This window comes from Streptomyces sp. NPDC093252, assembly GCF_040683675.1.
GTDB lineage: Bacteria > Actinomycetota > Actinomycetes > Streptomycetales > Streptomycetaceae > Streptomyces.
Genome location: NZ_JBFBEM010000008.1, coordinates 212,376 through 225,955, shown reverse-complemented (window position 1 = coordinate 225,955; position 13,580 = coordinate 212,376). Strand labels below are relative to the sequence as shown.

Below are 13,580 nucleotides of genomic sequence, written 5' to 3'. Positions count from 1 at the left end.
AACGGCTCACCCGCGCTGCCGGGCCGCCGGCTCCGCCCTAGCGTCGGCGCCATGCGCCCCGTTCTCGCCGCCGCCCTCGCCCTGTGCGCCTCCGCCACCGCCCTGCTGGGGGCGGCGCCGCCGCCCGGTACCCCGCTGCCGGAGCGGATGGCCGACACCGGGGGCGGCGAGCAATTGATCACCGCCGTCGCCCCGGACACCGGCTCGACCACCGGCACGGTCACCTGGTGGGACCGGCGCGACGACGGCACCTGGGCCGAGTCCGGCTCCGCGCCCGCCCGGTTCGGCGCGAAGGGGCTGGTCGACGGCGCCACCCGCGAGCAGGGCACCAACACCACCCCCACCGGTCTGTACGACCTGCCGTACGCCTTCGGCATCGAGCCCGCGCCGCCCGGGACGACGTACACCTTCCGGGCGGTGCGGGAGGAGTCCTGGTGGTGCCAGGACAACTCCTCGAAGGACTACAACCGCTGGAGCGAGCCGCGCGCCGCCGACTGCCGCGCCGACCACGCCGAACACCTGGTGACCTACGGCACCCAGTACGCCCACGCCCTGGTCGTCGGCTTCAACTACGCGACCCCGGTGCGCGGGCGCGGCGCCGGGATCTTCCTGCATGTGAACGGGAGCGGCCCGACGGCCGGCTGTGTCTCCGTACCGGCCGACGCCATGCGGACGATCCTGGCCTGGGCGCGGCCCGCGGCCCGCCCCCACATCGCGATCGGCACGGAGGCCGGAGCCACCGCCCTCACCCCCTACTGACCGGGTACTGAACGCGGCGCCGACCCGGCACGTATCTCTGGGCCAAGGGACTCCGACACCACCGTTGCCCCCGTCCCCGGAGGAACCGTGACCAGCACGCTCGCAGGCGGCCGTGCCGCCCGGCGGCAGACGATGCGCCGCATCCGCCCGCGCCGCTCCCCCGCCGTCCCGCTGCTGATGGCGGTGTGGGCGGGCGCCGCGGCGGTGCTGTGGCTGTGGTGGCACAACACCCCCTCCATCGGCGACGACACCGGCCGGATCGTCAACGCGGGCCGGATCACGGGACTGCTCGCGGGCTATCTGATGGCGCTGGTGGTGCTCCAGATGGCCCGGGTGCCCGCGCTGGAACGGCGGGTCGGCTCGGACCGGGTGGCCCGCTGGCACGCCATGACCGGCCGCTACACCCTCTGCCTGGTCCTCGCCCATGTCTTCCTGATCATGTGGGGCTACGCCCGGCAGGCCGGGCTCGGCCTCGCCGACATCGTCCGCCAGACCACCGACTCCATCGACCAGCTCCCCGACCTGGGCAAGGCCGCCATCGGCACGGCGCTGCTGGTGCTGATCGGCCTGGTCTCGATCGGCCCGGTCCGCCGCCGGATGCCGTACGACACCTGGTACCACGTGCATCTGCTGACCTACGCGGCGGTCTTCCTGACGTTCTGGCACCAGATCTCCACCGGCAACGACTTCGCCGTGCAGCCGGTCGCGAAGACCTTCTGGTACGGGCTGTACGGGGTGGTCAGCGCGCTGGTGCTGTGGTTCCGGATCCTCACCCCGATCCGGCTGAACCTGCGCCACCGGATGCGGGTCGAGGCGGTGATCGAGGAGTCGCCGGGGATCGTGTCGGTGCTGATCGGCGGGCGGCGGCTGCACCGGATGGGGGCGGAGGCGGGGCAGTTCTTCCGCTGGCGGTTCCTGGCGCCCGGCATGCGCTTCAGCTCCCACCCGTACTCCCTGTCCGCCGCGCCCCGCCCCGACCTGCTCCGGATCACCGTGAAGGCGATCGGCGACCACAGCGCCGGGCTGCGCGCGCTGCGCCCCGGCACCCGGGTGTGGGCGGAGGGGCCCTACGGCGCCCTGACCGCGTCGCGGCGCAGCCGGGGCAAGGTGCTGCTGGTGGCGGGCGGGGTGGGGATCACCCCGATGCGGGCGCTGTTCGAGACCCTGCCGGGCGCGGCCGGTGACATCACCCTCCTCTACCGCGCCACCACCACCCAGGACCTCGCCCTGTGGGACGAGCTGGCCGCCATCGCCGACGAGCGCGGCGCCCGGCTGATGTACGCGGTGAACAGTCCGGACGGGGCCCGCCCCGACATCTCCGCCGAGACCCTCCAACGCAAGATCCCCGACATCGACCGCCACGACGTGTTCCTGTGCGGGCCGCCCGGCTTCGCCCGGACGGTGTACGAGGCCCTGCGCGGCGCGGGTGTTCCGGCCCGCCGCATCCACCACGAGTCGTTCGCGATGTGAGCGGGCGTTCCGAGCGTCAGGAGACCGGCAGACCATGAAGAAGAGTCACCCCGTCCGGCGTGCCGTGCTCGCCACCGCGGCCACCGTGTCCGGCATCGTGCTGCTGCTGTCGCTGAAACCGGGCGCCGACCCCGCGGCCGAGGCGGTCGGCGCCCGGCCCCCGGCCGCCGGTCAGCAGTCCGCGCAGGGCGGCGCCCAGCCCGCGGGCGGCGGCACGGTCACGGGTGCCGCCGCACAGACCCAGTACGGCCCGGTCCAGGTACGGATCACGGTCACCGGCGGCAGGATCACCGCGGCGGAGACCGTCCAGGCGCCCAGCGGCGGCCAGAGCACCCGGATCACGGAGAACGCCGTCCCGAAGCTCAACGCGGCGGCGGTCGCCGCGAACAGCGCCGGGATCGACGCCGTCTCCGGAGCCACCTACACCAGCGCCGGGTACCAGCAGTCCCTCCAGTCGGCCCTGGACCAGATGAGCCAGGCCGGCCCCACCGAGTCGGCCCCGGCTCCGGCTCCGGCCCAGCGGCAGGTGCTGACCGGCGAGGCGGCCGAGACCCAGTACGGCCCGGTCCAGGTGCGGATCACGGTGAGCGGCGGAAAGATCGTCGAGGCGGAGACCGTCCAGGCACCGAGCGGCGGCCAGAGCACCCGGGTCACCGCGAACGCCGTCCCCAAGCTCAACGCGGCTGCGGTCGCCGCCAACAGCGCCGGGATCGACGCCGTCTCCGGAGCCACCTACACCAGCGCCGGGTACCAGCAGTCCCTCCAGTCGGCGCTCGACCAGTCCGGTGGCTGAGCCGGTGGCCGCCGCTGCCGGGGTCCTGCGGCAGGTGGAGGAGGTCATGGGGACCGTCTTCTCGCTGGATGTGCGCGGCGGTGATCCCCGGGAGGTGGCGGCGGGCGTGCGGGAGGTGGTCGCGGGGCTGCACGGGGCCGACGCGGTGTTCAGCACCTACCGCGAGGACAGCCAGGTGTCGCGGCTGGCGCAGGGGGAGCTGACGGTGGAGCAGTGCGCGCCGGAGGTCGCCGAGGTGCTGGGGCTCGCGGCGGAGGCGGAGCGGGTGAGCGAGGGGTGGTTCAGCGTGCGCTACCGGGGGCGGCTGGATCCGACCGGGATCGTGAAGGGCTGGTCGGTGGAGCGGGCGGCACGGCGACTGGCGGCGGTGCCGGGGGTGGCGGGCGTGAGTGTGAACGGGGGCGGGGACGTGCAGGTGCTGGGCGCTCCGGCGCCGGACCGCCCCTGGCGGCTGGGCGTCGCGGATCCGCTGCGGCCGGGGGGTCTGGCGGCGGTGCTCTCGTCCTCGGGGCTGCCGGAGCTGGCGGTGGCGACCTCCGGCACGGCGGAACGCGGCGCGCACATCGTGGACCCCCGCACGGGCCGCTCCGCGGTGACGGACCTCCTGGCCGTGACGGTGGTGGCCCCCCGGCTGACCTGGGCGGACTGCTGGGCCACGGCGGCCTTCGCGATGGGTTCACGCGAGGGCCTGACCTGGCTGGAGTCCCTGCCGGACGTGGAGGCCCTCCTGATCACAGCGGGGGACGAGGTGCGGTGCACGGGGGGCCTGGCGACGAGACTGGGGTGAGGAGAGTGCCGGCAGCGGGCTTTGATGGGCACGGGGGCCAACGCCCTGCGGTTGGGGGCGCGGGGAACCGCGCACGGCTGCCACACCCACGCCCACCTATAACCCGGGCAAGACCAACCCCTCACCCGGCAAAAAACCTCACCCCCCGTTCTGAGCCAGCCGCAGCAGATGATCCGCCAACGCCTGCCCCCCGTCGGCCCCCCGGCTGATCAGCAGCAACGTATCGTCCCCGGCGATCGTCCCGAGGATGTCGTGCAGCTCGGCCTGGTCGATCGCCGAGGCCAGGAACTGCGCCGCCCCCGGAGGCGTCCGCAGCACCACCAGGTTCGCCGACGCCTCCGCGGAGATCAGCAGCTCGGCCGACAACCGCCGCATCCGCTCCTCCTTCGCCGACTCCCCCAGCGGCGCCCGCGGCGTGCGGAACCCGCCCTCGCTCGGCACGGCGTAGATCAGATCACCGTCGTTGTCCCGGATCTTCACCGCGTTCAGCTCGTCCAGGTCCCGCGACAGCGTGGCCTGGGTGACGCTCAGCCCGTCGTCCGCGAGCAGCTTCGCGAGCTGGCTCTGCGACCGCACCGGCTGCCGGTTGAGGATGTCCACGATCCGCCGGTGCCGCGCGGTCCGGGTCTGCGGCACCGCGGGCCCCGACGCCCCCTCGCCGTCCCGGTCGTGCTCGCGGTCGCCGTCCTGGCCCTGCGCCTGACTCATCGTCGTCTCACACCCGTCCCCGGTTCATTCGCCGGTTCATTCGCCGGATCGTCCGTCCCCGCTCGCCGCGTCGAGGACACCCGGCAGGGCCCGCAGCAGCGCCGCCACCTCGTCGTCGCCGAGATTCAGCGGCGGCATCAGCCGTACGACATCGGGGGCGGGCGCGTTGACCAGGAAGCCGGCGTCCTGGGCCGCCTGCTGCACGCGCGGCGCGAGCGGCTCCGTGAGCACGATACCCAGCAGCAGCCCCGCGCCCCGGACATGCGCGACCAGCGGATGTCCGAGCGCCTCGATCCCGTCCCGCAGGCTTCCGCTCTGCCGTTTGACGTTGTCGAGCAGCCCGTCGTTCGCGATGGTGTCGAGGACGGCGAGCCCGGCGGCGCAGGCGACGGGGTTGCCGCCGAAGGTCGTCCCGTGCTGGCCCGGCTGAAGGAGGTCGGCGGCGCGGCCGAAGGCGACCGTGGCGCCCAGCGGCAGCCCGCCGCCGAGCCCCTTGGCGAGAGTGACGACATCGGGGAGCACGCCCTCGTGGGCCTGGTACTCGAACCAGTGCCCGGTGCGGCCGATCCCGGTCTGCACCTCGTCGAGCACCAGCAGGCTGCCGGTCGCGGCGGTGATCGCGCGGGCCGCCTTGAGATAGCCGGGCGGCGGGACGACGACCCCGTTCTCGCCCTGGACCGGCTCGATGACGACGAGGGCGGTGTCCTCGGTGACGGCGGCGGCCAGCGCCTGCGGGTCGCCGAAGGGGACGTGGGTGACCTCGCCGGGCAGCGGGCGGAAGGGGGCCTGCTTGGCGGGCTGGCCGGTGAGGGCGAGGGCGCCCATGGTGCGGCCGTGGAAGCCGCCTTCGGTGGCGACCATGTGGCCGCGCCCGGTGAGCCGCCCGATCTTGAAGGCGCCCTCGTTGGCCTCGGCGCCGGAGTTGCAGAAGTAGACCTTGCCGTCGCGGCCGAAGAGCTGGAGCAGCCGTTCGGCGAGCGCGACGGGCGGTTCGGCGACGAACAGGTTGGAGACATGCCCGAGGGACGCGATCTGCCGGCTCACCGCCTCCACCACGGCCGGGTGGGCGTGGCCGAGCGCGTTGACCGCGATACCGCCGACGAAGTCGAGGTACTCGGTGCCGTCGGCGTCCCAGAGCCGGGCGCCCGCGCCGCGCACCAGGGGCAGCCTGGGGGTGCCGTAGTTGTTCATGAGCGAGCCCTGCCAGCGCTGGGTCAGCTCGTTGTTGGCACTGCCGGCGGTGCCGGTGCTCCCGGCGGTGCTGCCCGTGTCGGTGGTCATACCGTGCCCCCCTGCGGCTCGTCGGGCACGACCATCGTGCCGATGCCCTCGTCGGTGAAGATCTCCAGCAGGATCGAGTGCTGGACCCGGCCGTCGATGACCCGGGCGGTGGTGACGCCGCCCCGGACGGCGTGCAGACAGCCCTCCATCTTGGGCACCATCCCGGCGGACAGCTCCGGCAGCAGTTTCTCCAGTTGGCTCGCGGTGAGCCGGCTGATCACCTCGTCGCTGCGCGGCCAGTCCTCGTAGAGGCCCTCGACATCGGTGAGGACCATCAGGGTCTCGGCGCCCAGCGCGGCGGCGAGCGCCGCAGCCGCCGTGTCGGCGTTGACGTTGTAGACATGGCCGTCGTCCTGGCTGCGGGCGATGGAGGAGACCACCGGGATCCGGCCGTCGGCGAGGAGGGCCTCGATCGCGCCGGTGTCGATCTCGGTGATCTCGCCGACCCGTCCGATGTCGACGGGTTCGCCGTCGACCAGGGGCCGGTGGCGGGTGGCGGTCATGGTGCGGGCGTCCTCGCCGGTGATCCCGACGGCCAGCGGTCCGTGCTGGTTGAGCAGCCCGACCAGCTCCCGCTGCACCTGCCCGGCGAGCACCATCCGGACGACGTCCATGGCCTCCTCGGTGGTGACCCGGAGCCCGGCCCTGAACTCGCTGACGATGCCGTGCCGGTCGAGGGCGGCGCTGATCTGCGGGCCGCCGCCGTGCACGACGACCGGCCTGAGCCCGGCGTGCCGCAGGAAGACGACGTCCTGGGCGAAGGCGGCCTTCAGCTCCTCGTTCACCATGGCGTTGCCGCCGAACTTGATGACGACGGTCTTCCCGTGGTGCCGGGTGAGCCAGGGCAGGGCCTCGACGAGGATCTGCGCCTTGGGCAGCGCGGTGTGCTTGCGGGTGGCGGTCATGACGAGTACGCGCTGTTCTCGTGGACGTAGTCGGCGGTGAGGTCGTTGGTCCAGATGGTGGCGGTGTCGGTGCCGGCGGCCAGGTCGGCGACGATGTGCACCTCGCGGAAGCGCATGTCGACCCGGTCGCGGTCCTCGCCCACCCCGCCGTCCTTGCACACCCAGACGCCGTTGATGGCGACGCCGAGCCGGTCGGGCTCGAAGGCGGCGGAGGTGGTGCCGATGGCGGAGAGGACCCGGCCCCAGTTGGGGTCCTCGCCGTGGATCGCGCACTTGAGGAGGTTGTTGCGGGCGATGGAGCGGCCCACCTCGACCGCGTCGTCCTCGCTGGCCGCGTTCACGACCTCGATCCTGATGTCCTTGCTGGCGCCCTCGGCGTCCCGGATGAGCTGCTGCCCGAGGTCGTCGCAGACGGTACGGACGGCCTCGGCGAACTCGGCGTGGTCCGGGACGGTCCCGGAGGCGCCGGAGGCGAGCAGCAGCACGGTGTCGTTGGTGGACATGCAGCCGTCGGAGTCGACCCGGTCGAAGGTGGTCCGGGTGGCCGCGCGCAGCGCCTCGTCCAGGACGGGGCTGTCGAGGTCGGCGTCGGTGGTGAGGACGACCAGCATGGTGGCGAGGCCGGGCGCGAGCATCCCGGCGCCCTTGGCCATCCCGCCGACGGTCCAGCCGTCCCGGGTGACCACGGAGGTCTTGTGGACGGTGTCGGTGGTCTTGATGGCGATGGCGGCCTTCTCCCCGCCGTGCGCGGACAGCTCCCCGGCGGCGGTCCCGACCCCGGTCAGCAGCTTGTCCATGGGCAGCAGCACGCCGATCAGTCCGGTGGAGCAGACGGCGATCTCGGCCGCGCTCAGCCCGAGGACCTCGGCGGCCTTCTCGGCGGTGGCGTGGGTGTCCTGGAAGCCCTTCGGGCCGGTGCAGGCGTTGGCGCCGCCGGAGTTGAGGACCACGGCACTCACCCGGCCGCCCTTGAGCACCTGCTCCGACCAGAGGACCGGCGCCGCCTTCACCCGGTTGGAGGTGAAGACGCCCGCGGCGTAGCGGCGGGGGCCGGTGTTGACCACGAGGGCCAGGTCCGGGTTGCCGCTCTCCTTGATCCCGGCGGCGATGCCCGCCGCCGTGAATCCCTGTGCTGCCGTGACACTCACTGCGTCTCCTCGTTCGCCGCTCCGGCCGTGCGGGGCCGGGGTGCGGCTTTCGTCATGGTCTGCTCACCGATGGCCGTCCGCGCGTCCCTCACGGAGCGACCCCGATGGTGGACAGCCCCGTGGTCTCGTCGAGTCCGAGGGCGAGGTTCATGCTCTGCACGGCGCCGCCCGCGGTGCCCTTGGTCAGGTTGTCGATGGCGCTGACGGCGATGATCCGCCCGACGGCCGCGTCATACGCGACCTGCACCTGAACGGCGTTGGAACCCTGCACGGACGCGGTGGCGGGCCACTGCCCCTCGGGCAGCAGCCGGACGAACGGCTCGTCGGCGAACGCCTTCTCGTAGGCGGCCCGCACGCTCTCCCCGGTGACCCCCTCCCGCGCCTTCACATTGCAGGTGGCGAGGATGCCCCGGGGCATCGGCGCGAGCGTGGGCGTGAAGGAGACGGCGACCCGCTCCCCGGCGACCGCGCTGAGGTTCTGGATCATCTCGGGGGTGTGCCGGTGCCCGCCGCCGACGCCGTACGGCGTCATGGAGCCCATCACCTCGGAGCCGAGCAGATGCGGCTTGGGCGCCTTGCCCGCCCCGGAGGTGCCGGAGGCGGCGACGATCACGGCCTCGGGCTCCGCCAGCCCGGCGGCGTAGGCCGGGAAGAGGGCGAGCGAGACGGCCGTGGGGTAGCAACCGGGCACCGCGATGCGCTTGGACCCCTCCAGCGCGGCGCGGGCGCCCGGCAGTTCGGGAAGCCCGTAGGGCCAGGTCCCGGCGTGCGCGGAACCGTAGAAGGTCTCCCAGTCGGCGGCGTCCCTCAGCCGGAAGTCGGCGCCCATGTCGATCACCAGCACATCGGGGCCGAGCCGCTCGGCGACGGCGGCGGACTGACCGTGCGGCAGTGCGAGGAAGACCACGTCGTGCCCGGCGAGCGCCTCCGGCGAGGTCTCCACCAGCACCCGGTCGGCCAGCGGCGCCAGATGCGGCTGCACCGCGCCGAGCCGCTGACCGGCGTTGGAGTGGGCGGTCAGCGCGCCCGTCTCGACCCCGGGGTGGGTCAGGAGCAGCCGCAGCAGTTCCCCGCCCGCGTACCCGCTCGCCCCGGCCACCGCCGCACGTACCGTCATGGAACCCTCCACCCTCCTTCTGGATGGCATGACTATACGCAGGTCTGCACGTTTATGCAATCGATCCGATCAAGCCTCCCCGCGGCCCGTGTGACCGAGATTTTTAGTTGGCACATGGAGCGTGCTAGTTGGCACATCTTGGTCCTGTAACGCTGTGTTGCGGTCAGTACCGAAGAAGTGCCCCTGCTGCTGGTCGAGCGGTGCTGCTCTGGGTACATGGGCGAGGCGGCGAACGCGAAGATCCCTTCGGATTCAAGTCATCTAGACCAGCTTGTCATGGCGTACGACGGGGATGCAGGGCTGCGGGATCGACTGCGGCTCGGGGAGAGCTGGTCGCGTCGGTGGAGCTCGACGTGGCGGGTGGGTGCCGACGAGGTCTGCTGGCCGGTCCGGGATATGGCCCACGTGCCGATGATGACGTCCCGGCCGATGCGGGGGTTCACGTGGCAGGCGGGACAGGGGCATCGCCCCGGGCTTGAGATGATGGCGTCAACCCGCTGGAAGCATGGCTTCGAGTCGCTGAAGGAAGTACGGCTGCTGGTCGCGCTGGACTTCCTGGGGGCATCGGAGGTGCTGTCGCAGCCGTTCCGCCTGGACTTCGAGCATGTGGGCGGGCGGTCCTGGCACATCCCGGACTTCCTGGCCGTGGTCGGTGGCGGGATGTGGTTGCTGGACGTCCGCCCGATGGAGCTGATCGAGGATGCCGACGCGCTGAAGTTCGCGGCGTCCAGGGAGGTGGCGGCGGCCTGCGGGTGGCGGTACTCGGTGGTCGCGGGCTGGCGTCCGCATGTCTGGAGTGTCCTTGATGACCTGTCCTCGCGCCGTCGGCCTGCGAGGGATTTGCTGGGCATGCGGGATCAGTTGCTCAGCGCCATCGGCGGCCAGGGCGGGCGGGTGATGACGTTCTCGGAACTCGCGGGCGCGACCAGCGTGCCTTCGGTTGGCCGGGCAAACATCGTCCGGCTGCTCTGGCACCGTGAGCTTGGCGTTGACCTGGGCAGCCCCTTGCGTGACAGCTCGCTGATCTGGGCGGCGTGATGGCCGCGAGGGGGTTCTTGCAGATCGCGCCGGGCAGGCAAGTCGCGCTCAACGGCGTCGAGTGGAGGATCGACGAGGTCCACGGTCAGTTCGGCCGTCTCGTTCTCGCAGATGACGAGGGCCGCACGGAGACCCGCTCGTTCCGCTGGCTCATCAATCACGCCGACCTGCGGCTCCTCCCGAGGGTCGAAGCGTCGGGGCGCCGGTCTCCGGTCGCCCGGCAGCCGAGGACAGTGGCCGACCTGGCCAAGGATCAGCTGGAGCGGGCCCGGCTGCGGGCGGCGCACGTCCTGGAGGCCGAGACGGGGTTCCGGGAGGGCCACCCGGCTCGGGCCCTGCCGGGTGAGCCCCGGCCGGCCTACGACCCGGATCGCACGACGCTGACCCAGCGTCGGCGCGCGAAGGCTGCGGAAGTGGAGGCGATGCCCCGTCCGGAGGCGGCCCGGTGCGGTCTGCAGCACCTCAGCTACCGGACGCTGATGCGCTTGTCGGGACTGGCTGGCGACAGTCTCCTGCTGGCCTGCGCTGACGGGCGCTGGACGCGGCGACGCAGCGGGCACCACAGCGTCACCGAGGAGGTCCGTGAGGCAATCTTCGCCGTCAAGACCGAGTGCCGCGAACGCGCCCGCCTGAGCCTGGCCGCCAGGCACCGGTTGATGCACCAGTACATGCGTGAGCGGTTCCCGACGTTTCCCACCGAGAAGATCCCTTCCCGCTGGACGTTCGCGGCCGTCTGGGAGGAGTGGTTCGGGCCCGGCGGAGCCCGGCCGCGTTACGGGCGCACGGCCGAGGCCGCCGCAGAGGCCGGAGTCTCCGGCCGGACGGTCATCCACCGGCCGGGCCAGGTTGTGGTGCTGGACTCCACCCCGATGCCGGTGAAGCTGCGCGAGACCGTGTTCGGCGAGGCGGTCACCGCGACGCTGACCCTCGCGCTGGATCTCTACACGCACGGACTGCCGGCCTTCCGGCTCACGCTGCAGTCCGACACCTCGGTCGACATCGCGATGCTGCTGCGGGACGTGATGCTGCCGCTTCCGATGCGGGAGGGCTGGGGCGAGGACATGGAATGGCCCTACGCCGGGGTCCCGGCAGAGGTGATCGCCGAGTTCAGCGGGCACCGGGTCGCCGCTCTGCCGTTCTTCGCCCCGGAGACGGTCACCACCGACCACGGCGGCCCCTACAAGAACCACGACCTTGTGGAGGCCGAAAGGGAGATCGGCTGCCGGATCCTGCCCGCCCGGGTCCTGCGCCAGACCGACAAGTACGCGGTCGAGCGCCAGTTCCTCACCGTCCAGACGATGCTCTTCGAGCACCTGCTGGGCTTCACCGGCGGCGACGTCGCGGACCGCGGGGCCGACCCGGAACGCGATGCGAGCCTCACGCTCGCACAGGCCGAGCACATCATCGCGACCTGGATCGTCCAGATCTGGCAGAACCGCAAATTGGGCGAATACGCCCCGAGCTGGGGACCAGGTGAAGACCACAGCCCCAACACCCTGTTCGCTGCCGCGATGGAACAGGGCGGCTTCGACCTGGACTTCCCCGAACCGAGCTTCTACTACAAGGTGCTGCGCAAGCACCACGTGAAGATCCATCCTCGACGCGGGGTGAAGATCCTCGGACTCTGGTATCACCACCCGGTACTTGAGGAGCCGCGCTTCCTCCAGCCCTCCGCCCGGGGCGGCAAGCACGCGGGCCGGTGGGTGGTCCGCAGTGACCGAAGGGACCGTCGGCAGGTGTTCTTCCAGGACCCTGCCGACCACGAGAACTGGTACATCCTGCGCTGGCGGGGGCTGCCGCCCGAAGGTGAGATTCCCGCTTTCTCGGACAAGACCGCCGACGCCCTTCTGACACGCGTGAGGGCGAACAACATCAGGATCCACTCCGAGAGCGAGCTCCTGGAACATCTGCTGGGCATTCTCGGCTCGGTCACCCCGGTTGACCAGTGGCCCAGCCAGGCCAAGAAGAAGGCCGGGAAGAAGGAGCGCGTCGCCCGGGCCCGCGAGATCACCCGGGCACAGGCCGCCGCGGCCGACCGGCCCGCCGCACCGGCCGCCGACGACGAGCAGGTTCCGGCCGAGATGCCCAGGGCCTGGGCCGAGCACGCTCGCACGATCGACCATGCGGTCGACGCCGACCGGCGGCGGCGGCGCGAAGAGGCACTCGCCGGAACCATGCCTGTTGCCCCGCCGACTCTGCACGAGGCCCTGAGACGGCAGCCCATGTTCCTCCTTCCGCATCGTGAGTCTTCAGATGCCGACACGGCTGCCCGGGAGGACGACACGTGAGCCAAGCCCTCTCGCACGACGATCCGCTGGAGGGACTGCCTTCGCGGGCCAAGATCGCCGAGTTGATTCTGGGAGGCCGCCCGCCCCGTGACACCTATGCCGGCTGGCAGCACTACCGCACCCACTGCGGCCTGCTCGTCCCCGCCCCGGTGATCTCGCCCCGGCAGTGGCCGATGATTCCCGAGAGCCGCCAGGCCGACTACGGCCTCTACCGGCAGTTGACCAACGCGAACCTCCCGCTGCAGGACACCCCCATGCACGACCAGGTCGGCAGGCTGATCCGGCGCCGGTTGCGCGGCAACACGATGAAGCAGGACGATCCGACCCGCGCCGGCGTCATGGTCAGCGGCTGGGGCAACTACGGGAAGACCGCGTCGGTCTGCTCGGCCGGGGCCGCCTTCGAAGACCAGTGGTTGGAACTGCACAGCTACCTCAACCCGGGCGCTCTGCCGGGCACTCGGGACTTCCATGCGCCGGTTGTCTATGTCTCCACCCCGGTGACGGCGACCCCGAAGAGCCTTTGCGCATCGATCCTGGGCTTCTTCCGGGCCCCGATCCGCAAGTCGGCCACCCTGCCGGAATTGGTACGACAGGTCGCCGACTCCCTTCACGATCATGGCGTCAAGGCGCTGATTCTGGACGACATCAGCCGGCTGCGGATGCACAGAGCCGACGACCAGGACGTCCTCGACCTGATGCGGGCCTTGATGAGCCTGGACGTCACCCTGATCCTGACCGGCGTCAACATCTCCGGCATCGGGCTGCTGCGCGAGGCCAAGTGGAACAAGAAGACCCGGCAGTGGGAGATGCCACCGCTGGAGTCGACCCGCATCCACGGCCTGGAGGTCACCCAGACCGAGCACCGCTTCGAACTCATCGAGCTCGACCGTTTCCGCTACGTCACCCCGAAGCAGATCCAGGCCTTCGTCGATCACCTGAGGGGGATCGAGCAGCACCTGCGGCTGCTGAACGCGAAGCCGGGCATGCTCACCGGCGGCACCATGCCGGAGTACTTGATGCGTCGCACCAGCGGTGTCATCGGCCTGCTGGGACGCCTGCTCGAAGACGGCGCCCAGGAGGCCATGGAGTCCGGGAAGGAACTGATCGACGAGAGCCTGCTGGACGAGATCGTGCTCCGGCGAGAAGGACCCGAACAGGCGCCGGACGAGCCCGTCCTCCTTGCCGGCCCGCAGACCGCCCGCAAGAAGGCCACCAAGGCGAAACGACCCCGGAACACCGTTTTCGACGACCACGGCCCTGCTGGCGCAACGGGGAGTTGAAACAAG

The 13,580-nt window shown here is 71.7% G+C and carries 12 protein-coding genes; 7 read left to right on the top strand and 5 right to left on the bottom strand.

All coding sequences use genetic code 11. The annotated features are described in order from the left end of the window. Positions 1-51: 51 nt before the first annotated feature. From AB0O01_RS18765 to AB0O01_RS18750, 4 genes are all read left to right on the top strand, one after another. Positions 52-759, top strand: coding sequence for a L,D-transpeptidase family protein (locus AB0O01_RS18765; RefSeq protein ID WP_365314688.1), 708 nt, complete (start codon positions 52-54; stop codon positions 757-759). Between the two features lie 87 nt (positions 760-846). Next, on the top strand, positions 847-2,229 hold the full coding sequence (locus AB0O01_RS18760) for a ferredoxin reductase family protein (protein ID WP_365314686.1): 1,383 nt from the start codon (positions 847-849) through the stop codon (positions 2,227-2,229). A gap of 34 nt (positions 2,230-2,263) precedes the next feature. Then, positions 2,264-3,022 (top strand): FMN-binding protein, encoded by a 759-nt coding sequence (locus AB0O01_RS18755; protein WP_365314684.1) that lies wholly within the window; start codon positions 2,264-2,266, stop codon positions 3,020-3,022. Between the two features lie 46 nt (positions 3,023-3,068). Next, entirely contained in the window at positions 3,069-3,809 is a 741-nt protein-coding gene (locus AB0O01_RS18750) for an FAD:protein FMN transferase (protein WP_365314936.1), read from the top strand. 138 nt (positions 3,810-3,947) lie between these two features. Here the strand turns inward: AB0O01_RS18750 and AB0O01_RS18745 are convergent, their stop codons facing one another. The 5 genes from AB0O01_RS18745 to argC form a co-directional block, all read right to left on the bottom strand. Further along, positions 3,948-4,517, bottom strand: a complete 570-nt coding sequence (locus AB0O01_RS18745) for an arginine repressor (RefSeq protein ID WP_365314682.1) — start codon at positions 4,515-4,517, stop codon at positions 3,948-3,950. Between the two features lie 36 nt (positions 4,518-4,553). Then, the gene (locus AB0O01_RS18740; protein WP_365314681.1) at positions 4,554-5,798 is read right to left on the bottom strand and encodes an acetylornithine transaminase; all 1,245 of its coding nucleotides are present in this window, start codon (positions 5,796-5,798) and stop codon (positions 4,554-4,556) included. After that, positions 5,795-6,703 (bottom strand): acetylglutamate kinase, encoded by a 909-nt coding sequence (gene argB / locus AB0O01_RS18735; protein WP_365314680.1) that lies wholly within the window; start codon positions 6,701-6,703, stop codon positions 5,795-5,797. Before argB ends, AB0O01_RS18740 begins: the two co-directional genes overlap by 4 nt. Beyond that, positions 6,700-7,851 carry a bifunctional glutamate N-acetyltransferase/amino-acid acetyltransferase ArgJ gene (gene argJ / locus AB0O01_RS18730; RefSeq protein ID WP_365314678.1) on the bottom strand — a complete coding sequence of 384 codons (1,152 nt, stop codon included), beginning with the start codon at positions 7,849-7,851 and terminating at the stop codon, positions 6,700-6,702. The genes argB and argJ overlap by 4 nt, the downstream gene beginning before the upstream one ends. Positions 7,852-7,939: 88 nt before the next feature. Continuing rightward, positions 7,940-8,968 carry an N-acetyl-gamma-glutamyl-phosphate reductase gene (gene argC / locus AB0O01_RS18725; protein WP_365314677.1) on the bottom strand — a complete coding sequence of 343 codons (1,029 nt, stop codon included), beginning with the start codon at positions 8,966-8,968 and terminating at the stop codon, positions 7,940-7,942. A gap of 276 nt (positions 8,969-9,244) precedes the next feature. Here argC and AB0O01_RS18720 point away from each other — a divergent pair, with 276 nt between their 5' ends. From AB0O01_RS18720 to AB0O01_RS18710, 3 genes are read left to right on the top strand one after another with little or no spacing between them, the layout of a single operon-like run. Then, positions 9,245-10,006, top strand: coding sequence for a hypothetical protein (locus AB0O01_RS18720; protein ID WP_365314675.1), 762 nt, complete (start codon positions 9,245-9,247; stop codon positions 10,004-10,006). Between the two features lie 17 nt (positions 10,007-10,023). After that, positions 10,024-12,294: a transposase gene (locus AB0O01_RS18715; RefSeq protein WP_365314673.1), complete on the top strand. Its 2,271-nt coding sequence runs from the start codon at positions 10,024-10,026 to the stop codon at positions 12,292-12,294. Further along, complete coding sequence (locus tag AB0O01_RS18710; protein ID WP_365314671.1) at positions 12,291-13,574, top strand: TniB family NTP-binding protein; 1,284 nt, start codon at positions 12,291-12,293, stop codon at positions 13,572-13,574. Before AB0O01_RS18715 ends, AB0O01_RS18710 begins: the two co-directional genes overlap by 4 nt. Positions 13,575-13,580: the final 6 nt, after the last annotated feature.